The following is a 21,250-nucleotide window of genomic DNA, read 5'->3' on the forward strand; positions in this document are numbered from 1 at the left end:
CGCTCAGGTTCCTACCGCGCGAAGATCGGCCGACTCCATCAAGGCCTGGCGGTAGACCGTCTCGTACGCGGCCGCCATGACGTCGGCAGTGAAGCGTCGTTCGAAGACGCTACGGATACTCTTGCGGTTGAGCCTGGGGATGCGTTTGACGGCTTCGACCGCTTCGTCCTCACTGTTTACTATGAAGCCGGTCAAGCCATCGTCGACGACGCTGGGCACCGATCCGCAGTTCCATGCGATGACGGGTGTGCCGCAGGCCATCGCCTCGATCATCACCAGCCCGAACGGCTCGGGCCAGTCGATCGGAAACAGCAGGGCGCGGGCGTTGCCAAGGAACGCCTCTTTCTCTGCATCGCTGATCTCGCCCACGTACTGCACCAGCGGATCGTCGAGCATCGGCGCGATATGCTCGTGGAAATACGCCTTATCCACCGCATCCACCTTGGCGGCAATGCGCAGCGGAATGCCGGCACGTCGCGCGATGGCGATTGCCCGATCCGGTCGCTTCTCCGGCGAAATGCGGCCGAGGAAGGCCAGATAGCCCTCGCCCGAGTGCGGGTGCGCACGATAGAGCTCGGCCGGTATGCCGTGGGGCACGGTGGCAAGCCAGGACGCATTCGGCATGGGCGCGCGCTGCTGCCTGGAGATGGAGACCAGCGGATATTGCGGCCAGCGCGCATAGGCGTCGGCCAGATCGGACAGATCCAGGCGGCCGTGCAAGGTGGTGATGGTGCGCGAGGCCACCGCTTCAAACGCCGGCAGGTGCAGCAGGTCGATATGGAAGTGCAGCACATCAAATCGATCGATCTGTCGCTGTACCTCGTGCAGCAAGGTCAGGTGCGCGGCGAGATCGGATTTCAGCGGCGATGGATCGAGCCGGATCGATTGCGCACGCGTAGCGCACAATCGCGCCCGGGTCTGGGCGTCCGCGCTGGCGAACAGGGTGACGTCGTGACCGCGTTTGACCAGGGCGTCGGTCAGATAGGCGACGATGCGCTCGGTGCCACCATAGAGTTTGGGCGGAACCGATTCATAGAGCGGTGAGATCTGGGCGATACGCACGGTCACCTCGCTGATGGCGGACGGCGCCGCGTGGCGTCATCGGTGGAAGGGTGCATCCATGCGGTAGGCCGGGCGACTGCGTTGATGCGCATCAGCCTGGCGGCTGCATGCGTCCAATCGGCGAGGCGGGTATCGCGGCGCTTGCGGTCGATGGTTTGCTTGCGCGGGGCGGTGTTGGTCCGTGCCTTCAACTTTGCGTGGTCGAAGGTGCAGCCTGCGTGGAGATGATGTTTGACGCCACCATTCTCGAAAAAACAACGGCCGCCGATTGCTCGGCGGCCGTCGCGTCGGTGCATGTGGGGCGCTGTATCAGGCCATCGCGAGAGTCGTGCCCGACGCCTTCGGCGTTGCGCCCTTGGCGGCGGGCGAGAGATCGGCAAGGCGATAACCGGCCGTCGGCAAGGTGTGCATCAAGGGGTTGGCAAACGGCTTGTCGATCGCGCGACGCAGGATGTACAGGTGCGAGCGCAAGGTGTCCGAATCGGGCAGCGATTCGCCCCACACTTCGCGTTCCAGGCGGGAGCGGCTGACCACGCGGGGCGATTCGCGCATCAGGATGGCCAGCAGGCGCAATCCGATCGGCGACAAAGTGAGCTCCTGCTCGGCGCGCGTCACGCTCAGCGTGCCGGTGTCGAAGGTGAGATCACCCACCGTGAGGACTTCACGCGACACCTGGCGCCGCTCACGACGGATGAGCGTGCGCAGGCGTGCTTCCAGCTCGCGCAGATCGAATGGCTTGCACAGGTAATCGTCGGCACCGGTGTCAAGACCGGCGACCTTGTCGTCCAGGGTGTTGCGGCCGGTGAGCATCAGGATGGGCGCGGCCAGCTTGTGCTCGGTGCGCAGGCGGCGACAGACCTCCAGGCCATCCATGCCGGGCAGCATGCCGTCGAGCACGACGGCGTCGTAGTCGTTGGACGAAGCCAAGTGCAGGCCGGTAATGCCATCGTAGGCGTAATCCACCGTATAGCCCTGGCTTTCCAGGTATTCACCCGTGGCCTGCGCGTTCTGGCGATTGTCTTCCACCAGTATCACGAAACCGGATCGACGTTTCTTGGCGTGCATGTCTTTGCCCCCACTGTGCTGTACGTGGTGAATGGCCGGATCAAATCGTTCCGGTCGTGAGCCACGTGTGAAAACCTCGTTGCCGCCGCTGGGTCGAGTCAGCTGGCGTCAGGATCGCCGCGGGCTCAGTGCACCCGCGCCTCCGAAGCGGTCGAGATATCGTCCGCATTGTTGCGTTTGAACACGTCCTTGGCGACATCCTTTTGCTTGCCGCTTTCCGTGTGCACGGAAATGAGGATGTTCCCCTCGCGGATCTTCGCGTCGTAGCGCTTGGCTTCGAACTCCGGCATGCCCAGACCCACCAGGCTGCCGACCACGCCGCCGGTGGCGGTGCCGACGGCCGCGCCGCTGAGTGCGGCCATGATCGGGCCGGCTGCGATAAATGGCCCGACGCCCGGTATCGCCAACGCGCCGACGCCAGCCAGCCAACCCAGTGCAGCGCCGACGCCCATGCCGGCGATGCCGCCCGCGGTTGCGCCCTCCGGCGCCTTGGTGTTGTGTTCGTGGGCGAAGTCCTTGGTGCCCCGGCGATCCGGCAGCAGGGCGGAAATATCGTTATTGGTGAACCCGGCCTGCTTGAGTTCCAGCAGGATCACTTCAGCCTGCTCCGAGGTGCGGGCCATGCAATAGACGGACGTTTGCATGCAGGAGTCTCCTAAGAGCGATGGATGGGCGGTGATACAGCGAGGATCAGTACTGCTCCTGATGGCAGCGGCGTTCGGTGGTATAGGTGGCGTTCTTGTCCTGATGCGATTTCTGCACCTGGTTGCCCACCACGCCGCCGGCAACCGCGCCGCCGACCGTCGCAAGCGTCTTGCCCTTGCCGCCGCCGACCTGGTTGCCGAGCACGCCGCCGGCGACGGCGCCGATGGCCGTGCCTGCAACGCGATGGGTATCGCTGGAATTGACCTGCTTCACCGGTACGTCTTCGCACACGGTGCGGGTTTGCGTCTGCGCAAACGTCGCACCCGTAAAAGTCATCAGGACGATGGCGAGAGTAGTGATGGCACGCGTCTTCATGCGTCGGTCCTCCGTTGGCATGGCAACGAGAATTACGCGCCAACAAGTGACCAGCCAGTCAAATTTCAATGGTGCAAGTCAGCTGCGGTTGCAGCAATCACAGCGGCGCGTACAGGCTGATGAATCGTTCCGATACGGCGCACCGTGAATATCGGTATTCACGCCGTGCGTGCACGCAGTTCAATCGCCAATGGCGAGGATGAAGGCGTCTACGCAGGAGTCGAACGATGATCGCCGAGAAATTCGTCATGTACGTCGCGCACGGCGAGGTGCCTGCGCCCACGCCCGATCCGGTCAAGCCGCCGGGGCCGCCCAGCCCGGTCGAGCCGCCCGCGCCCCCGGAGCCGCCGGTGCCCACACCCGCGCGTCCGCCATTGACCGATCCCGAGCCGCAGCCACCGCCGGTTGGCGATCCGGTGCCACCGCCGGAGCAGCAGCCGCAGATGTGATCAAGCAAAGCGACGGACGGCATGCCGTCCGTCGCAGGTCAACGAGATGGCAATGATTTACTGCACGGCGTGCTTGATCGCACTCATCTGATCATGGCCCTGGCGCACCGAGGTATAGGCCTGCTGGATGGATTCGCGGGCAGAGAGCGACAGCTTGTCGTCCTTGAGCGCTTCATCGTATTTGGCCTTGATGTGATCTTCGCCGCGTTCCACTTCCTCGATCACCGCCTTGTCGCCATGGCTCATGGAACTGCGCAGGCCGGTGAAGACGCGATGCGCCGAGGCGAGCACGGTGCCGTCATCGGCAGGCTCGCCGCCTTCGCGACGCACGGCCTCGCGCAGATGCGCGGCGACCTGGCGGCGCTCGGCGGCGCGGGTCAGGAAGAGATCGCGGAACTGGGCGTTTTCCGCATCCTTGGCCGCTTCGGCGTAACCGTCGACGCTGTCGATGGTGGTTTCGATCAGGCCGTTCAGTACCTTGATTTCGTGGTCGTGCTGACTCATGGGGAATAACCTCGTCGTGGGGTGTGCGACGACGATGGCGGTCCGCTCGTGAGTGCACTGCCGCTCAAATGTGAAACATCCGGAGTGAGGCGCAGATCCACTTGTCGCATTAGGCTGACGTTGCAAGAGGGCTGTGCGCATCACGCGCAGCCGACATGTTCACGACGCGATGCATAACGTCGCGCCGCTACAACACAGGCGCCGAAGACTTTGGCCAGATGAGTCGTTGAGTCACCATGACCAAGAATCGCGACAACCTCGATAGCGATCTGGATCGACTGCAAGGCTATGCGCAGGCACTGGCCCGTAAATATCCGGAGCCGCCTTTGTTCTGGCAGGAATTCTCAGGCCTGGCGGAAGAAGTGCTGCGCAATGCTGCGCGCGACGATCACGATTGGGCGCTGCAGCGTATTCGCCGCATGGTGGCGGAGGTGGGCATGGGGGCTCCGCCGGCCAGGACGTGATCGATCAGGCCACGGCCTTGGCGGTTGCGTCGATGGCCGCAAGCAGTGTTCGACGGTCATACGGCTTGTTCAGATAGTGAATGCCCGATGCCAGCCATGCGGGATCGGGCACGGCCTCGCCCGAGGTCATCAGCACGCGCAGCCCCGGATGGGCCAGTCGCGCGAGGCGCGCCAGTTCCGTGCCGCTCATGCCGCCGGGCATGTTGATATCGGTAAACAGCACGTCAGGCTGGCCTTGTTTAAGCCATTCGCTGGCCAGTTCGCCATTGGCCATCGCATGCACGCGATGGCCCTGCGACTCCAATAACACGCTTGCAATCGTGCGGATGCCGTCGTCATCTTCGACGAGCAGAATGGTCAGGACGTGATCGGAGCTCATGGAGTCGCTTAGTGGACGAAAGGCTGTAACCGTTCTGTCTAAGGGCGTGAGCGTCAACGGCGTGTCAAATTTCCATACACATCGATCTTTTGCTCAGCGCCTATTCCCAAGCCCTGCTTGATCCCGGATGATGAATGAATTCAACGGGGAGACTGCCATATGTCGATTCTCAAGCCGGCAACCATCGACGCCATCAAGAACAACGAGCCTGCCTTGCTCGCAGGGTGGGTCGCGAACTTGGAGCAGGGTGGTTCGTTGTCGGATAACCGCATCAGTCGCGACGACGTGAGCCGCCAGGCGAAGGAATTCCTGGCCTTGCTGGTGAGCGCGTCGGCCACGGGCGATGCGGCCGACCTGTCAACGACCGATTGGGCGGAATCGCGCCAGTTCCTCGAAACGCTGTCGCGCAGCCGCGCGATGCAGGGCTTCGACTCGTATCACACGGCGCACTTCATATTTTCGCTGAAGCGTCCGTTGTTTGATCTGCTGCAGAAGACCTATGCGAGCAATCCCTCGGTGCTGTCAGGTGAGCTGTGGGCCATCTCCGAGCTGCTCGATACCTTGGGCATGCACACCATTCGCGCGTTCCAGAAGTCCCGCGAAGAAGTGATCCGGCGTCAGCAGGAAGAATTGCTCGAGCTTTCCACCCCCGTGGTCAAGCTGTGGGATGGCGTACTGGCCTTGCCGATGATCGGTACGCTCGATTCGCAGCGCACCCAGGTGGTGATGGAGTCGCTGCTGCAGCGTATCGTGGAAACCGGTTCGGATATCGCCATCATCGACATCACCGGCGTGCCCACCGTGGATACGCTGGTGGCACAGCACCTGTTGAAGACCGTGACGGCGATCCGGCTGATGGGCGCGGACTGCATCATCAGCGGCATCCGGCCGCAGATCGCGCAGACCATCGTGCATCTGGGCCTGGACCTGGGCGGTATCGTGACCAAGGCCAACCTGGCCGACGCGCTGGCGCTGGCGCTCAAGCGCTCGGGCCTGAGCGTGACGAAGGCCGGGTAAGCTCATGGATCGCATTCCCATTCTTCGCATGGGTAGCTTTCTGCTGGTCACCATCCAGGTCGACATGCATGATCAGCTCGCCATGACACTGCAGGACGATCTCTCGGCCAAGATCAGCGAGACCTCGGCCAAGGGTGTGCTGATCGATATTTCCGCGCTTGACGTGGTCGACTCCTTCATCGGCCGGATGATCGGCATGATCTCGGGCCTGTCGCGCATCATGGATGCCGAGACCGTGGTGGTCGGCATGCAGCCGGCCGTGGCCATCACCCTGGTGGAACTGGGCCTCACCTTGTCCGGCGTGAGCACGGCGCTCGATGTCGAGCGCGGCATGAAACTTCTGCGCGAGCGTGTCCCGACGCAATGAGTACGCCGCGCAGTGGAACCTACGCCATCCGCTCTGAGCAGGACGTTGTGCTCGGGCGCCAGGCCGTGCGCAAGCTGGCGCAGGAATGCGGCTTGCGCCTGGTGGATCAGACCAAGCTGGTGACTGCGGTCAGCGAGCTGGCGCGCAACGCCGTGATCTACGGCGGCGGCGGAGACATGGATTGGACGATCGTGGAAGAGGGCGCGCGCAAAGGCGTGCAGCTGGTTTTTCGCGATACCGGTCCGGGCATCGCCGATCTCAAGCAGGCCATGACCGATGGCTGGACCTCCGGCAATGGCCTGGGGCTTGGCCTGGCGGGTGCCAAGCGGCTGGTCGATCAATTCGAAATACAGAGCGCGCCGGGAAAGGGAACGCGCGTCACCATCACCAAATGGAACTGACGCTGCCCGGATCGCTCGGCGTCGCCATTGCGATCGATGAAATCACCCAGGTCGGCCAGGCGCGCCGTTACGCGCAGCAGCTGGCCGATGAAGCGGGTTTCGACGATGGCGACGCAGGGCGTGTCGCGCTGGTGGTGACCGAGCTGGCCACCAATGTGATCAAGCATGGCCGTGGGGGCGCGGTCTATTTGCGAGCGGTCCCTGGGCGACGCACGCGCGGCATCGAGATCATCGCGGTGGACCGCGGACCGGGCTTCAGTCTTGCCCATTGCCTGCCGGACGGCTTCTCCACCGGCGGCACGCGGGGCATCGGGCTCGGCGCCGTGGTTCGCCAGTCGCAGGTGATGGATGTCTACGCCGATAGCCGCGGCGCGGTGGTGCTGGCCCGTTTCTATCCGCGTCAGCAGGCCGACGATGATCTGCGTTTCGGCGTGAGCCAGACGGCGTTGCATGGTGAAGCGTATTGCGGGGATGGCTGGGCGCTGGCGAGCAAGGGCACCACCTGGTCGTTCCTGATGGTCGACGGGTTGGGACATGGCGAAGCCGCAGCGTTGGCCGCAGAGGCCGCCGTCAAGGCCTTTGTCGCCCAGCCGCTGGCCGAGCCTGCGGCCCTGATGGCGGATCTGCACCAGGCCATGATGGGTACGCGCGGTGGTGCGGTGGCCTTGGCTCGGGTGGACACTGCCCAGGGAACGTTGCGCTTTTCCGGCATCGGCAACATCTCTGCGTCGTTGCTCACGCCGGAGGCCACGCGCGGCCTGGCCTCCCACCCCGGCATTGTCGGTGCGCAGTTTCGACGCGCCCAGGCCTTCGATTTCAGCGATATCATCGGGCAGTTGCTGATCATGCATAGCGACGGGCTGCAGTCGAGGTGGCGCATGGCGGATTATCCGGGCTTGTGGCAGCGGCATCCGGCGGTGATTGCCGCGGTATTGCATCGCGACTTCAATCGGATTCGCGACGACGCCACCGTCATGGTGATCTCCCTGGAGCGGACGCATGGCTGAATCCACTGAACCCCGTTCCGAGGCATCCATGCGCGAGGAGTTGGAGCGCTTGCGCGAGGAGTCGGAGTCGCTGCGCGCCGAGCTTGAGGAAACCAATCAGGGCGTGGTTGCGCTCTACGCCGAACTGGACAAGCAGGCCGAGCAGTTGCGCGAAGCCTCCGAGCTGAAGAGCCGCTTCCTGTCCTATATGAGTCACGAATTCCGCACGCCGCTGGGTTCCATCCTCAGCATCGCGCGCATCATGACCGACGAAATGGATGGCCAGCTTTCGGAAGAACAGCATCGCCAGGTCAAGTACATCTCCAACGCCGCGCGCGAACTGAGCGACATGGTCGACGACTTGCTGGACCTGGCCAAGATCGAGGCGGGGCGCATCACCATCTCGCCGGCCTGGTTCGACATGGTGGACCTGTTCTCCGCGCTGCGCGGCACCTTCCGTCCGATCACCGAGCTGACCGACGCCGACCTGATCTTCGAAGATCCCGAAGGCATGCCCAAGCTCTACACCGACGACCGCAAGGTGGCGCAGATCCTGCGCAATTACATCTCGAACGCCTTGAAGTTCACGCCGCGCGGCACCGTGAAAGTGTCGGCAACCCTGCAGGACGACGGCACCGTGTGCTTTGCCGTGCGCGATACCGGCATCGGCATCCCGCAAGACCTGCAGCAGGATCTGTTCAAGGATTTCAGCCAGCTGGAATCGCCGTTGCAGAAGCGCCTGCGCGGCACCGGCCTGGGTCTTGCGCTGTGCAAGCGCTATGCGGAATTGCTCGGTGGCCACGTCGGCATGGAAAGCAAGCCGGGCGAGGGTTCGGTGTTCTTCGTCGTTCTGCCGCGCACGCTCCCGGAGGCTGCTGCCGATGCCACGCCATAACCCGCTGCTGATCGTCGACGACAACGCCGCGACACGCTACTCGATGCGGCGCGTGCTCGAGCGCCACGGCTATCCCGTGCTGGAGGCAGGCACCGGCGCGGACGGCCTCGCCTTGATGGCGCAGCATGTGTTTGCCGCCCTGATCCTGGACGTGAATCTGCCCGATATCAGCGGCTTCGACATTGTCCGGCACCTGCGTAGCCAGGCGCCGACGCGCTTGCTGCCCGTCATCCACGTGTCGGCCGCGTCGATCGAAACCAACGATTTGATCACCGGCCTGGATGCGGGCGCCGATGCCTACCTGATCCATCCGGTGGACCCGGACGTGCTGCTGGCCACGTTGCGCACCTTGTTGCGTGTGCGTATTGCCGAAGATGCGCTGCTGGAAAGCGAGGCGCGCTTCCGCGAGATCTTCACCAGCGCGATCGCACCCATCGCGGTGATGGACTCGGGCCTGGTGATCCATGAGGCGAACGAGGCCTTCATGCGGCTGCTGGACGGCGCCGTGGACGACGGCAGGTTGCCCGCGGCGTTCGAGCACAACCAGGAAGATGCCATCGAGCAATTGCGCACGCATCTGTCGGAGCGCAAGCGCTGGCGTGGCACCTTCTCCATGAGTATTCGCGGCGTCGCTCGTTACATCGAGTGGCGTATCGCGCCGTATCGTGCGCCGGACCTGGGCCTGGTGTTTGTCGAGGATGTCACCGAGCAGTGGCGGCGCGAGCAGCGCCATGTGGTGGCCCTGGCCTCGGTCAATACCCAGCTGGCCCAGGAAATCGCCGAGCGCGAACGCACGGAGTCGCAGCTGCACCAGGCCATGAAGATGGACGCGCTGGGCAAGCTGACCGGCGGCATTGCGCACGACTTCAACAACCTGCTCACCACCATCATCACCGGCATCGACCTGATGAGTCGCCATGTCGCGGAGGGTCGCGTGGAAGGCGTGCAGCGCTTTGCCGATATGGCGCTGGGTTCGGCGCGCCGCGCCGTGTCGCTGACGCATCGCCTGCTGGCCTTTGCGCGCCAGCAGCCGCTCGATCCCAAGCCGGTGGACATCAATCAGCTGATGCGTTCGCTCGGCGACCTGCTGCGCCGGACCATCGGCGAGCATATCGAGTTGCGCTTCGATTTGATGGACGGCACCGGTATCGCCAAGGTCGATGCGAACCAGCTGGAAAACGCCATCATCAACCTGGTCATCAATGCACGCGACGCCATGCCCAACGGCGGCGAGATTCGCGTGCTCACCTCCACGGTCAGCCTGGAAGGCGACAGCGAGTTGCCCGATGGCGACTATGTGCAGGTGGCGGTGATCGACAATGGCACCGGCATCGAGCCTGAAGTGCTGGAGCGCGTGTTCGAGCCGTTCTTCTCGACCAAGCCGATCGGCAAGGGCACGGGCCTGGGGCTGTCGATGATCTACGGGTTCTCGCGGCAGTCCGGCGGTCGCGTATCCATCTGCAGCCAGAGCGGCGTGGGCACGGAAGTGCGGATCACCCTGCCGCGCGGACACTTGCAGGTGGAAGAGGAAGTCGATGCTTCGATCGACCTGGTGCAAGGGCAGGGCGAAAGCATCCTTATCGTGGAGGACAACACCTCGCTGCGCGCGCTGGCCCGCGAGCTGCTCTCCGATGCGGGTTATCACTGTACCGAGGCAGAGGACGTGGAGGCCGCGCTGCGCGCCCTGCGTGGCGATGCCGCCATCCATCTCCTGCTGACCGACGTTGGCCTGCCGGGCATGAATGGCCGGCAGCTGGCTGAGGCGGCGCGCGCATGGCGACCGGCCTTGCCGATTCTCTTCATGACCGGCTACGCCGAGCGTGCATTGACCGGCGAAGAGCTGCTCGACGAAGGCATGGACATCCTGATCAAGCCCTTTGAGATCGACCAGCTGCTGACCAAGGTGCGCGACATGCTCAATTGAGCGCGCCGACTGGGGCGTGAATGCGCACGTGCTGCGCATCTGTCCTTGCCGTGCAGCTAACAAGTGGCGAGCGCAGCTGAAGACGCATTCAGAAGAACGCCGTGTTTTCTTCTATTTTCACAGGGCGGGCACCACCCAATTTCTAAAAACGTCCTGTCGCAATTAGGCGGCTCTGGAGGATGTTATGGATAAGAATCGCGTTGAAGGCACCAAGCATGAAGTAAAGGGCGCTATCAAAGAAGGCGTCGGCAAGATCACCAACAATCCCGCCAAGGAAGTCGCAGGCAATATTGAAAAGAATGCCGGCAAGATCCAGAAGGAAGTCGGCAAAGAGCACGATCGCCAGCGCGACCTCGATAAGCACCATTAATTTGCACGTACTTACGCTCTAACAGGGAGAGCGGCGCTCGGCAGGGCGCCGCTACTCTTCAGCCCGGACTGATTTCCCTGAGCACATCGGCACAGCGCACGCCTTCGCTGGCCATGCGCAGGAGCAAAGCGCGCAGATGCTCATCATCGCGCCCGCAGGGCGTATCCAGGGCCAGATCCGTCAGCAGCACGATATTGCTGAGGATATTGTTGGCACGGTGGACGGCGCCCATCGCGGCGGTGGACGTTCCATTCTCCGTACCCAGGATCTGCCAGCACAGCAGTGGCCACATCAGCATGCGGATCTCGGCCAGCAACGCGATGGTATCGCTGACATCGACGTCGTCGTGGGTGAAATAGACACCCAGCGAACCGAATTTCATGGGGCCTTGCTGCAAAGCCACCGCAGCGCCGCCGGCAATACCCAGCTTCGCCAGCCAGGGGTCGCGGCTGAACATGCTGCGTTCGAGCGCAACCGGCGTGGGCGCGCTGAATAGGTGTTCGATCGTGCTGCCACCCAGCGGATACAGATCGCGCGACAGGGCTTGAGCACTAGGGCCATACGACGATGCGAGCGAGCCATGCGTGCCCGCGCCGTTGAGGCGCAATACCAGGCACACGTCGGCGCCAACCTGTTGCCCGATGGTGGCGAGCAGCCACTGCATCGCTTCGGTCGCCGAGGGCCGGCCGAACGCTTCGCCGATCCAGCCTGGGATGGCGCTGCTGAAGCTCGACGGCGATGCATTCATGGCTTGCCTGCAGTCACCGCGTTCGGTGACAGAGAGATCATTCGGTGCGCTCACGCGCTCGGCCAACAGGGTGTCCAAACCCTCCGTCCAGCTCACCAGCGTAGGCGAGCCCGCGCGCGCGAGGCTCGCTCGCCAAGGTGAACGCCCGTCCACGCCACGCCAAACGCCAACGGTAACACCGCCAGGCGCAGCGCGGGCGATACCAGTCCACTTCCGGCAAGCAGCATGCAGGCCAACACCAGCAGCAGATCCGCCCCCAGGCGCCTGCGCCGGCAATCGGCAACTTTCCTGAGGTAAATGGCCATCGCCTCGTCAAACGCCGCCCGTTCCCCGAGCGAGGTGACACTGCGTTCCCGCGTGGCCATCATGCGCATTCGCTTTCCCCCAGCCTGGCGCCCCTACGGCGCGTGAAGGCATGGTAGCGGCTGAGAAGGTGATGACCGTATCAAGAAATCGTGTGAATGGAATTGCGCGCTCTACACACCATAAAGACCCGATTGACAGCATCGGGCGTATGGGGAAAATCGCGGGATCAACGTTATGAAACGGTGATGTTTCCAGTTCGCTGGCAGCACGCCGTCCTCGCGTTGGCCGGTGTCGGCGATGTGTTCAAGGGGGTTCGATGGAATCGGTAGCCATGCGCTCGCGCATGAGGCGAGGCATCGTTGGCGGGTTCGCGCTATTGGGCGTGGCCTGCGTATTGATCGTGTTTGCCGTGGCGTCGAGTTTTCGCGCCGAACGGTGGGTGGAGCATTCGCTGGAGCTGCAGCAGAGCACCTGGGAGCTTTTCAGTCTCGTGCAGGATGCCGAGACGGGGCAGCGCGGTTATCTGCTGACCGGCGATCGCTCCTATCTCCAGCCCTTCCTCGAGGCCAAGGCGCAACTGCCCGAACGCGAGGATCAGCTGCGCCGCATGGTGGCGCTCAGCCCCGAGCGCGCGGCCCAGCAGAATCAGCTGTTCGATCTGATCGCCGCGAAGATGGATGAGCTGGGCCGCACCGTGCAACTGCGCGGCAACGGCCAGCTCGATGAATCCGCTGCGCTGGTCAAGACCGACGCCGGCCGCCAGCTGATGGTGCAGATACGCAGCGTCGTCACCGGCATGGACCGGGGTGAGCAGGACGTACTGAGCAAGCGCACCTCGGCCATGGATACGCAGCGCCTGCTGCTGATGGTCGCCATCGTGCTGGCGATAGGGCTGGCCTGCGCGCTGGCCTATATGGTGATACGCGAGGGCCGGCAGCACTCTCATGCGTTGCGACGCTCCGTGCTGGCGCTGGAGCAGGAAATCCAGCAGCGCGAAGAAGTCGAGGCACAGCTGCGCCAGGCGCAGAAGATGGAAGCGATCGGCCAGCTCACCGGTGGCGTCGCCCACGATTTCAACAATATGCTGGCCATCATCATCGGCAATCTCGAGTTGCTGATACGGCGGCTGCCCACGGAGGACGCTCGCCTGCAGGGGCCCGCCAACAACGCGCTCAACGGCGCGATGATGGCGGGGGAGCTGACCAAGCAACTGCTGGCGTTCTCGCGCCAGCAGGCGCTGCAACCCAAGCCCACCGACATCAATCTGTGCATTCGCGACATGTCCGCGCTATTGCGCCGGTCGCTGGGCGAAAACATCCAGATCGAGACGGTGCAGGCCGGCGGCCTGTGGCCAGCCTTTGTCGATCGCGCGCAACTGGAAAGCGCTATCGTCAATCTCGCGGTGAACAGCCGCGACGCCATGAATGGCTCGGGCAAGCTCACCATCGAGACGGCCAACACCGTGCTCGATCGCACCTACGCCAAGCAGCATCTCGAAGTCACCTCGGGCCAGTACGTGATGGTGGCGGTGACCGACACCGGTGCCGGCATGAGCGCGGAGGTGATGCAGAAAGCCTTCGACCCGTTCTTCAGCACCAAGGAGCTGGGCAAGGGTACGGGCCTGGGCCTGAGCCAGGTGCACGGCTTCGTCAAGCAATCGCACGGGCACATCAAGATCTACAGCGAGATCGGCGTCGGTACGACGGTGAAGATCTATCTGCCGCGCGACTTCTCCGAGGCGCTGGACGAGACGGTTGCGCCCCATCGTGAGGAGGCCTTGCTCTCTCAGCACAAAGTGCTGGTGGTCGAGGACGATCAGGATGTGCGCCTGTTCGTGGTCAATGCGCTGCGCGAGATCGGCTATATCGCGATCGAAGCCGGCGGCGCGGATGCCGCCTTGATGGCCCTGGACGAACACCCCGACGTCCGCGTACTGCTGACCGATGTGGTGATGCCCGGCACCAATGGCCGTCAATTGGCCAGCAAGGCCAAGGAGCGCTACCCCGAACTGATCGTGGTCTACATGACCGGCTATACGCGTAACGCGATCGTTCACAATGGTGTCCTCGACCCCGGCGTGCGCTTGATCAGCAAGCCGTTCACCATGGTGGACCTGGCGCGCGAGATGCTGGCGGCGATCAAGGACGGCACCAGCGAGCACGCCTAGCGGGAGCCAGGCGTTGCTGGGCGGGATTTCACGCGTGGCTCACCGCGGGCTCACGCGGGAGGGCTTTTGCTCAGGGTTCGTCTTTCGAGGAGCCCTGCCATGGCCCGCCCCATCTGGAACGGAACGCTGTCGTTCGGTCTGTTGAACGTGCCGGTATCCGTGATGCCGGCGGAGCGCCGCGTCGACCTGCATTTCCGCATGCTCGACAGCCGCAGCAATACGCCCATCCGCTACGAGCGCGTCAACGCCGACACCGGCGAGGAAGTGCCGTGGAAGGACATCGTCAAGGCGTACGAGTACAAGAAGGGCAGCTACGTGGTGCTGCGGCCCGAAGACATCAAATCCGCCTCGCCGGAAGGGCGCGAGGCGGTGGAGGTGGAGGCCTTTGTCGATGCCGCGGCCGTGGGCCCCGAATACTTCGAGAAGCCCTATGTGCTGGTGCCCGGCAAGAAGGCCGAAAAGGGTTATGTGCTGCTGCGCGAAACGCTGCGACGCACCGGCAAGATCGGCATCGCACGCGTGGTGATACGTACGCGTGGCTATCTCTCCGCGGTGATTCCCAAGGATGACAGCCTGCTGCTGGTGCTGCTGCGCTATCCGCAGGAGCTGGTAGATGTGGACGATTACGCGCTGCCGTCGGGGAAAACAGCCAGCTACCGCATCACCGCCAAGGAATTGCAGATGGCCGAACAACTGGTCGATTCCATGTCCGGCAAGTGGGAGCCGGGCGACTTCCGCGACGAATTCCGCGACCGCCTGCACAAGGTGATCGAGAAGCGCATGAAGTCCAAGGGCGTTGTGACGCCGATCGATGACGAGCCGTCGGCGCCGGAAGACGCCAGCACCAATGTGGTGGATTTCATGTCGCTGCTGCAAAAGAGCCTGGCGAGCAAGAAACGCACGCCGGCAAAGAAGGCGGCCACGCGCAGCAAGGCCAAGGAGACCAGCACTCCGCGCAAACGCGCCACGGCCAAGAAGACCGCCAAGAAAGCACCTGCCCGCAAGCGCACGTCGCGACGAACCGCTTGAATCTCGGACATGACGCAAGACTGAGCCGAACCCGACCTCGTCACGCAGCGACCACGCAGAACCGACGCGACCCGTATGGCGTGTTTTGCAGGATCGGCACCCACCAGTCAGGAGAGGTAGCGTCATGACACAAGCCAGAATCAAAGGTCGCAAAGTGGCGATGCTTGCCACCGACGGTTTCGAACAGTCGGAGCTGATGGAGCCCAAGCGCTTGCTGGAAGAAGCGGGTGCACAGGTGACGGTGATTGCCCCGGAAGGCAAGCAGCAGATCACCGGCTGGAACAAGAAGGACTGGGGTGACGATGTCCGTGTCGATGCATCGCTCGACGAGGCCAAGGCCGAGGGTTTCGATGCGCTGGTGTTGCCCGGCGGCGTGATGAATCCGGACAACCTGCGCCAGCTTCCGCAGGCGGTCGAATTCGTCAAGGCCTTCGGCAGCGCGGGCAAGCCGATCGCCGCTATTTGCCACGGCCCGTGGACTTTGATCAATGCGGGCCTGGTCAAAGGCCACCAGGTCACCTCATGGCCGTCCCTGCGCCAGGATCTCGAAAATGCCGGCGCCACCTGGGTGGACCGCGACGTGGTGACGGACGGTCAGCTCATCACCAGCCGGAAGCCCGCGGATATTCCTGCCTTTGTCGATGCGGTGATTAAAAGCCTGGCGGCCTGATCTATCTGCTTACGAGGACTTGGGCTTTTGCCGTGGGTTGTTTTGCGGCTCATGCGGGGTGTGCTCGTCGGGCATGTTCTTGCCCTTCGATGGCGTGGGTTGCGGTTCGGGATAGCCTGAGGTGCCCGGCGGTTGATGATGCGGGTCCTGCTCTTTCTTGTGTTTGCTCATGGCGATGGCCTTTGCGGGACGTATCCCGAGGCTGTCGCCTGGCTCTTCAAGAAGGCGTCGCGCTAGCGTGAGTGTTGCGTTGTGCGTTCAGGCCCGAGAATCAGTCGCGCTTGCGGGTCCTGAACGCGAGGCTGATGCGCGGGCCTAGCGGATGGGGCTGCTTGGGAATGCCGTGATCGTAGTGAAGCTGGGTTTCCCAGCTCATCAGCAAGAGGCTGCCGGCCGCCAGATCCAGGTCCAGGCGCCGCGCCGGCACATGTTTCTTGTTGCGGATGTGCATGCGGCGCGTCTCTCCCAGTGAGATCAGCGCAATCGGGTGACCTTCGTGCAGATCGCCGAGGCGGTCGTTGTGCATGGCCACGCTGTCGTGCTCGTCGCGATAGAGATTGAGGCCGATGCTGTTGAACTGCTCGCCGGTGATGGCGCGCACCTGCTCGAGCGCTTTGCCCAGGGGCTCGGGCAGATCCGCATCGTCGGCTGCAAAATGTGCAGTCAGGCGCGGCACATCGAGCTCGCGTTCGTACATCACGCGGCGCTGTTGCCGCCAGATCGGGCTGTCCAGCAGCAGCGCGTGCCACTGCGCCGCCTGCTCGGCGGGGATGACGTTTTCTTCATAGACGATCCGTCCGCTGGGGTCGTCCAGCAGCACCAGCGGGCCTTGGGAAAACAGCGAAAATTGCGTCACGGGCGGGCAGGGCAAAGAGCTTGGGAAAGGTCTGGAGATGGGGGCGATCAGCCTGAATTCGAGTGCCCCGTGCGGCGCTCAAAAAGCCCCGTCGTCCGTGGGTGGTTTCGCTCGCCGACTTGGCCACGCGCCCTCTTCGTCGGGGTTGTCGGTATCGAGGAAGGCTTCGGGCAGGTCGAAGGCGTCGACCTGCGCGGCGTATTTCTGCAGCAAGGATTCTGCACCGGCAGCCGCCTGCAGCGTGGCGAGTTCCTCGGCATAGGCGATCGGGAAAATGCAGGGCAAGCGCAGCACGCGCTGCCGACCGCAGGCCAGGATGCGGTCGGGTGCCGCGGCGTGCGCGGCCAGCATTTTTTCCATATGGCCGACACGGATCGATGCCTGGTTGGCCAGGAGCACCATCAATGCGCGCAACGGTTCTGCGCTGGCCAACAGCGCTTTCACGCCCTCGGCCAGCGAGCCGCCGGCACCCTCCGACGAGGCCTGGTTTTCGACAGGGACGATATCCAGATTGTTGAGGCAGGCGATGACGCCGTCCCCTTGCGCACCGACCACGACCACCACGGGCTGCAGGCGTGCAGCCAGTGCATCCCGCGCGACGCGTCGCACCGTAGGCTCGCCATCGATGGCGATGACCTGCCTGAGCGCATCAAGGCGACTGGCGCTGTCGGCCGCCAGGATGATGCCGCCCACGCGAAGTTCGCGGTGATTCATTGCCGTGTCCACACGTGGAGCAGACGGGCTTCGTCATCGACGGTGACGGGCGGATTGGCGATGTCCATGATGCAGAGTCAGCGACGAATCGCGTGGAGATTTTGTCAACGTGCCGACAAGCATCACATCGTCGACGAATCAGACAGGTCGATGGAGTCATCAGGCTTGCAATGGCTTAGACTGAGCTCGAACCCACTACGCAGGTATATCGATGGCTATTGATCTGAAGAACCTTACGCCCAAAGAACTGCAGGCTCTCATTGCGAACGCGAGTGCCCATATGCAGGAGGCACGGGTGGCCCACGTGCGGGCCATCAAGGAAAAGATCGATGCCCTGTTGAGTCATGCAGGCCTGAACCTGGACGACGTCTATCCCGCGCGCGGCAAGAAGGTCGCGGGCAAAAAGGGCAAGACCGGCTCGGTAGCGCCGAAGTATCGCGACCCGTCTGATCCATCCGTGACGTGGTCGGGACGTGGCCGCCAGCCGCTCTGGTTCGTGAAGGCGCTCAAGCGTCGCGGCGTGACCGAAGCGGATCTGCTGATTGACGGCGCTGCCAGCTCCGCTGCGCAACCCAAGCGCGCCAAAGCCGCCAAAAAGACGCCGAAAAAGGCCGTGAAGCGCGCGGTGCGCAAGACCACTGCCAAGAAGAAAGCCTAAGACGGCCTGATCGCGCTGCGGTGATCGGCCTCACCATCACCGCAGCGCGATACCTGCTCAGGTCAGCGTAACCGCCAGCGCAAACGTGATGGCCCAGAGCGCGAGCTGCAGCGCCAGCGCAGGCAGGATCTGCCGGACGCGACGACGTCCGGGGGCGGTGAACCAGAACATGATGGGAATCTGCCCGAACATCAGCAGCTGGGCGATGTGATCGGCCAGGTCGTTGACGTGGTGCGCGTGCAGTCCGTACCGCAACAGCTCGGATGCGATCATCAGCAAGACAGCCAGCGACATCAGCAGCGGGAGGGCACCGTCCCAGGCCCGCAACGGCGCAGTGGCTGCATGTTTATAGGCCATGGCAACACTCTCTTTGCCGATACGGCGCGACCATGCCCGCCCCATGTGGCAGGCGCATGACGGCCACCGGGCGCTGGCATCCGTCCACCGTGGCGCGTTGGCGATGGCCGCGGTTTGCTGCGGATTGGCCGGTTCCCTCGGCTCGCTGGATGGCTACGGGCCGAATACGGAACTTTCGCTCCGGTCGGCGTAAGCTCCGACAACTGCGGGCACCGTCGACGCGCGCCAGAACCCGCCCGACGCGCGTCCAGGCGGCCCACCGGACCAGGCTCATGCACCTTGGGTGACCGCTTTCGGTTTCCCGCCACGACAGGGGCATAGACGCCTGACGCATCGAAAGAACGTGTAGTGGGTTCATCCTCCCAAGGAGAGAGCGCATGTCAACCGAAGCAAAGTGCCCCTTCATCCATGCCGCCGGCGGCGGTACGACGAACCGGGACTGGTGGCCCAAGCAATTGCGAGTGGATCTGCTCGCACAGCACTCGAGCAAATCCAATCCGCTCGATCAAGGCTTCAACTACGCCGAAGCCTTCAAGAAGCTCGACCTGCCCGCGGTGAAGAGGGATCTGACCGCACTGATGACCGATTCGCAGGATTGGTGGCCGGCCGATTTCGGCCACTACGGTCCGCTGTTCATCCGCATGGCCTGGCATAGCGCCGGCACCTACCGCATCGGCGATGGCCGTGGTGGTGGCGGTCGCGGGCAGCAACGTTTTGCGCCGCTCAACAGCTGGCCCGACAACGTGAGCCTGGACAAGGCACGTCGCCTGCTGTGGCCGATCAAGCAGAAGTATGGCCAGAGCATTTCCTGGGCCGATCTGATGATTCTTGCCGGCAACGTCGCACTGGAGTCGATGGGCTTCAAGACCTTCGGATTCGGTGGCGGGCGCGAGGACACGTGGGAACCCGATCAGGACGTCTACTGGGGCAACGAGAAGACCTGGCTGGGCGGCGATATCCGCTATGGCAAAGGCAAGCCCGGTGACGAGAAAGAAGGCGTGCTGGTGGCCGAGCCGGAACTGCATGGCAGCGAGACCAGCCGCACCGATGGCGGACGCAATCTCGAAAACCCGCTGGGCGCCGTGCAGATGGGCCTGATCTACGTGAATCCGGAAGGCCCGGACGGCAATCCCGATCCGGCCGCGGCCAGTCACGATATCCGCGATACCTTCGGCCGCATGGCGATGAACGACGAAGAGACCGTGGCGCTGATCGCGGGCGGTCACACCTTCGGCAAGACGCACGGCGCCGGTCCCGCCGATCATGTCGGTCCGGAGCCCGAAGGTGCGGATCTCGAGCACATGGGACTGGGTTGGGTCAGCACGTTTGGCAGCGGTAAGGGTGCCGACACCATCACCAGCGGCCTGGAAGTCACCTGGACCAGCACGCCCACGCGCTGGAGCAACAACTTCTTCTGGAATCTGTTCGGCTTCGAATGGGAGCTCACCAAGAGCCCGGCCGGCGCCAATCAGTGGCAGCCCAAGAACGGTGGCGGTGCGGGCACCGTGCCGCACGCGCACGACAAGGACAAACGCATCGCGCCATCGATGCTCACCACCGACATCGCGCTGCGCGTGGATCCGGTGTACGAGAAAATCTCGCGGCGCTTCATGGAAAATCCGGATCAGTTCGCCGATGCCTTTGCCCGGGCCTGGTTCAAGCTCACCCATCGCGACATGGGGCCGCGCGCCCGCTATCTCGGGCCGGAAGTGCCCAAGGAAGAGCTGATCTGGCAGGATCCGATCCCCGCCGTCGATCATCCGCTGGTGGATGAGCAGGACATCGCCTCGCTCAAGCAGAAGCTGCAATCGTCCGGACTATCGGTCGCGCAGCTGGTGCAAACGGCGTGGGCGTCGGCATCCACCTTCCGCGGTTCGGATAAGCGTGGCGGCGCCAATGGCGCACGTATTCGCCTGGCGCCGCAGAAAGACTGGCCGGTCAATCAGCCCGACGAACTGGCGAAGGTGCTCAAGGTGCTGGAAGGCATCCGGGACGACTTCAACAAGGGCCAGTCCGGTGGCAAGAAGATTTCGCTGGCCGATCTGATCGTGCTCGCCGGCAGCGCCGGCATCGAGCAGGCCGCGAAAAATGCGGGCCATCCGCTCAATGTGCCGTTCTCGCCGGGCCGCATGGACGCCTCGCAGGAACAGACCGAAGTGGAATCGGTAGCCATGCTCGAACCGGTGGCCGATGGATTCCGCAACTTCCTCAAGGGCAAGTACAGCATCCCGGCCGAGCAGCTGCTGATCGACAAGGCCCAGCTGCTGACGTTGACCGCGCCGGAGATGACCGCGCTGATCGGTGGTCTGCGCGTGCTCAATGTCCACACCGGCAAGGATGCCCATGGCGTGCTCACCGACAAGCCCGAAACACTCACCAACGACTACTTTCGCAACCTGCTCGACATGGGCGTGGAATGGACGTCGACCTCGCACGATGTGTTCGAGGGACGCGATCGCAAGAGCGGCAAGGTGAAGTGGACGGGCAGTCGCGTGGATCTGATTTTCGGCGCGCATGCCCAGCTGCGTGCCTTGTCGGAAGTCTATGCGGCGCAAGACGGCAAGGAGAAATTCCTGCGCGACTTCGTGGCGGCCTGGGTCAAGGTGATGAACCTCGACCGGTTCGATCTCGCCGCCTGATCGATGACGACGCCCCGCCGGGAGCAGGTTCCCGGCGGGGCGTTTGTTTGTTCAGGGCGCGAGCTGCAGTCGTGTCATGTCGGGTCGCTCGTCGGATGGGTCTTCAGGATCGTGCCGCATGCGTGGGCACAGCGGCCGGCTGCTCTCTTCTTAACTTAAATATGATGTGTATCATATAAAAATCCACGCCACCCCAAACTTCG

The 21,250-nt window shown here is 63.5% G+C and carries 26 protein-coding genes; 14 read left to right on the forward strand and 12 right to left on the reverse strand.

The window, feature by feature from the left end:
• Positions 1-3: 3 nt before the first annotated feature.
• From AC1DMG_RS06880 to AC1DMG_RS06895, 4 genes are all read right to left on the reverse strand, one after another.
• Complete coding sequence (locus AC1DMG_RS06880) at positions 4-1,062, reverse strand: glycosyltransferase family 4 protein (protein ID WP_441602243.1); 1,059 nt, start codon at positions 1,060-1,062, stop codon at positions 4-6.
• Between the two features lie 309 nt (positions 1,063-1,371).
• On the reverse strand, positions 1,372-2,127 hold the full coding sequence (locus AC1DMG_RS06885) for a response regulator transcription factor (RefSeq protein ID WP_441602242.1): 756 nt from the start codon (positions 2,125-2,127) through the stop codon (positions 1,372-1,374).
• 125 nt (positions 2,128-2,252) lie between these two features.
• The gene (locus AC1DMG_RS06890; RefSeq protein WP_441602241.1) at positions 2,253-2,771 is read right to left on the reverse strand and encodes a hypothetical protein; all 519 of its coding nucleotides are present in this window, start codon (positions 2,769-2,771) and stop codon (positions 2,253-2,255) included.
• A gap of 46 nt (positions 2,772-2,817) precedes the next feature.
• Positions 2,818-3,108, reverse strand: a complete 291-nt coding sequence (locus AC1DMG_RS06895) for a glycine zipper 2TM domain-containing protein (RefSeq protein WP_441602446.1) — start codon at positions 3,106-3,108, stop codon at positions 2,818-2,820.
• A 287-nt stretch (positions 3,109-3,395) separates the two neighbouring features.
• Here AC1DMG_RS06895 and AC1DMG_RS06900 point away from each other — a divergent pair, with 287 nt between their 5' ends.
• Positions 3,396-3,596 carry a hypothetical protein gene (locus AC1DMG_RS06900; protein WP_477180340.1) on the forward strand — a complete coding sequence of 67 codons (201 nt, stop codon included), beginning with the start codon at positions 3,396-3,398 and terminating at the stop codon, positions 3,594-3,596.
• A gap of 57 nt (positions 3,597-3,653) precedes the next feature.
• On the opposite strand, the gene AC1DMG_RS06905 is transcribed toward AC1DMG_RS06900, so the two are convergent.
• The gene (locus AC1DMG_RS06905) at positions 3,654-4,100 is read right to left on the reverse strand and encodes a ferritin-like domain-containing protein (protein WP_441602239.1); all 447 of its coding nucleotides are present in this window, start codon (positions 4,098-4,100) and stop codon (positions 3,654-3,656) included.
• 236 nt (positions 4,101-4,336) lie between these two features.
• Here AC1DMG_RS06905 and AC1DMG_RS06910 point away from each other — a divergent pair, with 236 nt between their 5' ends.
• Positions 4,337-4,564, forward strand: a complete 228-nt coding sequence (locus AC1DMG_RS06910) for a hypothetical protein (RefSeq protein WP_441602238.1) — start codon at positions 4,337-4,339, stop codon at positions 4,562-4,564.
• A gap of 4 nt (positions 4,565-4,568) precedes the next feature.
• Here the strand turns inward: AC1DMG_RS06910 and AC1DMG_RS06915 are convergent, their stop codons facing one another.
• A complete protein-coding gene (locus AC1DMG_RS06915; protein ID WP_477180341.1) occupies positions 4,569-4,943 on the reverse strand; it encodes a response regulator in 375 nt (124 codons plus the stop codon).
• Positions 4,944-5,102: 159 nt separating this feature from the next.
• On the opposite strand from AC1DMG_RS06915, the gene AC1DMG_RS06920 reads away from it, so the two are divergent.
• The 7 genes from AC1DMG_RS06920 to AC1DMG_RS06950 all read left to right on the forward strand — a co-directional run bounded on the left by AC1DMG_RS06920 (position 5,103) and on the right by AC1DMG_RS06950 (position 10,903).
• Positions 5,103-5,960, forward strand: coding sequence for an STAS domain-containing protein (locus tag AC1DMG_RS06920; RefSeq protein WP_441602236.1), 858 nt, complete (start codon positions 5,103-5,105; stop codon positions 5,958-5,960).
• A gap of 4 nt (positions 5,961-5,964) precedes the next feature.
• A complete protein-coding gene (locus AC1DMG_RS06925; protein ID WP_441602235.1) occupies positions 5,965-6,327 on the forward strand; it encodes an STAS domain-containing protein in 363 nt (120 codons plus the stop codon).
• Positions 6,324-6,728: an anti-sigma regulatory factor gene (locus AC1DMG_RS06930; RefSeq protein ID WP_441602234.1), complete on the forward strand. Its 405-nt coding sequence runs from the start codon at positions 6,324-6,326 to the stop codon at positions 6,726-6,728. Before AC1DMG_RS06925 ends, AC1DMG_RS06930 begins: the two co-directional genes overlap by 4 nt.
• The gene (locus AC1DMG_RS06935; RefSeq protein WP_477175576.1) at positions 6,719-7,735 is read left to right on the forward strand and encodes an ATP-binding protein; all 1,017 of its coding nucleotides are present in this window, start codon (positions 6,719-6,721) and stop codon (positions 7,733-7,735) included. The genes AC1DMG_RS06930 and AC1DMG_RS06935 overlap by 10 nt, the downstream gene beginning before the upstream one ends.
• The gene (locus AC1DMG_RS06940) at positions 7,728-8,609 is read left to right on the forward strand and encodes a sensor histidine kinase (RefSeq protein ID WP_477175575.1); all 882 of its coding nucleotides are present in this window, start codon (positions 7,728-7,730) and stop codon (positions 8,607-8,609) included. Before AC1DMG_RS06935 ends, AC1DMG_RS06940 begins: the two co-directional genes overlap by 8 nt.
• The gene (locus tag AC1DMG_RS06945; protein ID WP_477180342.1) at positions 8,596-10,533 is read left to right on the forward strand and encodes a hybrid sensor histidine kinase/response regulator; all 1,938 of its coding nucleotides are present in this window, start codon (positions 8,596-8,598) and stop codon (positions 10,531-10,533) included. The genes AC1DMG_RS06940 and AC1DMG_RS06945 overlap by 14 nt, the downstream gene beginning before the upstream one ends.
• Before the next feature lie 184 nt (positions 10,534-10,717).
• Positions 10,718-10,903 carry a CsbD family protein gene (locus AC1DMG_RS06950; RefSeq protein ID WP_441602230.1) on the forward strand — a complete coding sequence of 62 codons (186 nt, stop codon included), beginning with the start codon at positions 10,718-10,720 and terminating at the stop codon, positions 10,901-10,903.
• Positions 10,904-10,961: 58 nt separating this feature from the next.
• Here AC1DMG_RS06950 and AC1DMG_RS06955 read toward each other — a convergent pair whose 3' ends face one another.
• Positions 10,962-11,651, reverse strand: a complete 690-nt coding sequence (locus AC1DMG_RS06955) for a hypothetical protein (RefSeq protein WP_477175573.1) — start codon at positions 11,649-11,651, stop codon at positions 10,962-10,964.
• A gap of 92 nt (positions 11,652-11,743) precedes the next feature.
• Positions 11,744-12,025 carry a hypothetical protein gene (locus AC1DMG_RS06960; protein WP_441602228.1) on the reverse strand — a complete coding sequence of 94 codons (282 nt, stop codon included), beginning with the start codon at positions 12,023-12,025 and terminating at the stop codon, positions 11,744-11,746.
• Between the two features lie 263 nt (positions 12,026-12,288).
• Here AC1DMG_RS06960 and AC1DMG_RS06965 point away from each other — a divergent pair, with 263 nt between their 5' ends.
• From AC1DMG_RS06965 to AC1DMG_RS06975, 3 genes are all read left to right on the forward strand, one after another.
• Positions 12,289-14,124, forward strand: coding sequence for a CHASE3 domain-containing protein (locus AC1DMG_RS06965; RefSeq protein ID WP_477175572.1), 1,836 nt, complete (start codon positions 12,289-12,291; stop codon positions 14,122-14,124).
• Positions 14,125-14,223: 99 nt separating this feature from the next.
• Positions 14,224-15,153, forward strand: a complete 930-nt coding sequence (ku, locus tag AC1DMG_RS06970; protein WP_477175571.1) for a non-homologous end joining protein Ku — start codon at positions 14,224-14,226, stop codon at positions 15,151-15,153.
• Between the two features lie 124 nt (positions 15,154-15,277).
• Positions 15,278-15,823 (forward strand): type 1 glutamine amidotransferase domain-containing protein, encoded by a 546-nt coding sequence (locus tag AC1DMG_RS06975; RefSeq protein ID WP_477175570.1) that lies wholly within the window; start codon positions 15,278-15,280, stop codon positions 15,821-15,823.
• A 9-nt stretch (positions 15,824-15,832) separates the two neighbouring features.
• Here AC1DMG_RS06975 and AC1DMG_RS06980 read toward each other — a convergent pair whose 3' ends face one another.
• The 3 genes from AC1DMG_RS06980 to AC1DMG_RS06990 form a co-directional block, all read right to left on the reverse strand.
• Entirely contained in the window at positions 15,833-15,994 is a 162-nt protein-coding gene (locus AC1DMG_RS06980; protein ID WP_477175569.1) for a hypothetical protein, read from the reverse strand.
• A gap of 100 nt (positions 15,995-16,094) precedes the next feature.
• Positions 16,095-16,679 carry an alpha-ketoglutarate-dependent dioxygenase AlkB gene (locus tag AC1DMG_RS06985; RefSeq protein ID WP_477175568.1) on the reverse strand — a complete coding sequence of 195 codons (585 nt, stop codon included), beginning with the start codon at positions 16,677-16,679 and terminating at the stop codon, positions 16,095-16,097.
• 78 nt (positions 16,680-16,757) lie between these two features.
• Entirely contained in the window at positions 16,758-17,393 is a 636-nt protein-coding gene (locus AC1DMG_RS06990) for a nucleotidyltransferase family protein (protein ID WP_477175567.1), read from the reverse strand.
• 211 nt (positions 17,394-17,604) lie between these two features.
• Here AC1DMG_RS06990 and AC1DMG_RS06995 point away from each other — a divergent pair, with 211 nt between their 5' ends.
• Positions 17,605-18,051: an H-NS histone family protein gene (locus AC1DMG_RS06995; RefSeq protein ID WP_441602221.1), complete on the forward strand. Its 447-nt coding sequence runs from the start codon at positions 17,605-17,607 to the stop codon at positions 18,049-18,051.
• A 57-nt stretch (positions 18,052-18,108) separates the two neighbouring features.
• Here the strand turns inward: AC1DMG_RS06995 and AC1DMG_RS07000 are convergent, their stop codons facing one another.
• On the reverse strand, positions 18,109-18,408 hold the full coding sequence (locus AC1DMG_RS07000; RefSeq protein ID WP_477175566.1) for a hypothetical protein: 300 nt from the start codon (positions 18,406-18,408) through the stop codon (positions 18,109-18,111).
• Positions 18,409-18,785: 377 nt separating this feature from the next.
• Between AC1DMG_RS07000 and katG the strand changes: the two genes are divergently transcribed.
• Entirely contained in the window at positions 18,786-21,047 is a 2,262-nt protein-coding gene (gene katG / locus AC1DMG_RS07005) for a catalase/peroxidase HPI (protein ID WP_477175565.1), read from the forward strand.
• Positions 21,048-21,250 lie beyond the last annotated feature (203 nt).

This window comes from Dyella sp. 01N36 (assembly GCF_056399745.1).

What these genes read in the sequence shown, in the direction of transcription:
- AC1DMG_RS06960 (WP_441602228.1), bottom strand. Translation starts at nt 12,025, where the DNA reads ATGCGCATGATGGCCACGCGGGAACGCAGTGTCACCTCGCTCGGGGAA.
- AC1DMG_RS06915 (WP_477180341.1), bottom strand. Translation starts at nt 4,943, where the DNA reads ATGAGCTCCGATCACGTCCTGACCATTCTGCTCGTCGAAGATGACGAC.
- AC1DMG_RS06910 (WP_441602238.1), top strand. Translation starts at nt 4,337, where the DNA reads ATGACCAAGAATCGCGACAACCTCGATAGCGATCTGGATCGACTGCAA.
- AC1DMG_RS06935 (WP_477175576.1), top strand. Translation starts at nt 6,719, where the DNA reads ATGGAACTGACGCTGCCCGGATCGCTCGGCGTCGCCATTGCGATCGAT.
- AC1DMG_RS06925 (WP_441602235.1), top strand. Translation starts at nt 5,965, where the DNA reads ATGGATCGCATTCCCATTCTTCGCATGGGTAGCTTTCTGCTGGTCACC.
- AC1DMG_RS06945 (WP_477180342.1), top strand. Translation starts at nt 8,596, where the DNA reads ATGCCACGCCATAACCCGCTGCTGATCGTCGACGACAACGCCGCGACA.
- AC1DMG_RS06965 (WP_477175572.1), top strand. Translation starts at nt 12,289, where the DNA reads ATGCGCTCGCGCATGAGGCGAGGCATCGTTGGCGGGTTCGCGCTATTG.
- AC1DMG_RS06885 (WP_441602242.1), bottom strand. Translation starts at nt 2,127, where the DNA reads ATGCACGCCAAGAAACGTCGATCCGGTTTCGTGATACTGGTGGAAGAC.
- AC1DMG_RS06900 (WP_477180340.1), top strand. Translation starts at nt 3,396, where the DNA reads ATGTACGTCGCGCACGGCGAGGTGCCTGCGCCCACGCCCGATCCGGTC.
- AC1DMG_RS06995 (WP_441602221.1), top strand. Translation starts at nt 17,605, where the DNA reads ATGGCTATTGATCTGAAGAACCTTACGCCCAAAGAACTGCAGGCTCTC.
- AC1DMG_RS06975 (WP_477175570.1), top strand. Translation starts at nt 15,278, where the DNA reads ATGACACAAGCCAGAATCAAAGGTCGCAAAGTGGCGATGCTTGCCACC.
- AC1DMG_RS06895 (WP_441602446.1), bottom strand. Translation starts at nt 3,108, where the DNA reads ATGACTTTTACGGGTGCGACGTTTGCGCAGACGCAAACCCGCACCGTG.
- AC1DMG_RS06890 (WP_441602241.1), bottom strand. Translation starts at nt 2,771, where the DNA reads ATGCAAACGTCCGTCTATTGCATGGCCCGCACCTCGGAGCAGGCTGAA.
- AC1DMG_RS06955 (WP_477175573.1), bottom strand. Translation starts at nt 11,651, where the DNA reads ATGAATGCATCGCCGTCGAGCTTCAGCAGCGCCATCCCAGGCTGGATC.
- AC1DMG_RS06940 (WP_477175575.1), top strand. Translation starts at nt 7,728, where the DNA reads ATGGCTGAATCCACTGAACCCCGTTCCGAGGCATCCATGCGCGAGGAG.
- ku (WP_477175571.1), top strand. Translation starts at nt 14,224, where the DNA reads ATGGCCCGCCCCATCTGGAACGGAACGCTGTCGTTCGGTCTGTTGAAC.
- AC1DMG_RS07000 (WP_477175566.1), bottom strand. Translation starts at nt 18,408, where the DNA reads ATGGCCTATAAACATGCAGCCACTGCGCCGTTGCGGGCCTGGGACGGT.
- AC1DMG_RS06920 (WP_441602236.1), top strand. Translation starts at nt 5,103, where the DNA reads ATGTCGATTCTCAAGCCGGCAACCATCGACGCCATCAAGAACAACGAG.
- AC1DMG_RS06990 (WP_477175567.1), bottom strand. Translation starts at nt 17,393, where the DNA reads ATGAATCACCGCGAACTTCGCGTGGGCGGCATCATCCTGGCGGCCGAC.
- katG (WP_477175565.1), top strand. Translation starts at nt 18,786, where the DNA reads ATGTCAACCGAAGCAAAGTGCCCCTTCATCCATGCCGCCGGCGGCGGT.
- AC1DMG_RS06980 (WP_477175569.1), bottom strand. Translation starts at nt 15,994, where the DNA reads ATGAGCAAACACAAGAAAGAGCAGGACCCGCATCATCAACCGCCGGGC.
- AC1DMG_RS06950 (WP_441602230.1), top strand. Translation starts at nt 10,718, where the DNA reads ATGGATAAGAATCGCGTTGAAGGCACCAAGCATGAAGTAAAGGGCGCT.
- AC1DMG_RS06905 (WP_441602239.1), bottom strand. Translation starts at nt 4,100, where the DNA reads ATGAGTCAGCACGACCACGAAATCAAGGTACTGAACGGCCTGATCGAA.
- AC1DMG_RS06930 (WP_441602234.1), top strand. Translation starts at nt 6,324, where the DNA reads ATGAGTACGCCGCGCAGTGGAACCTACGCCATCCGCTCTGAGCAGGAC.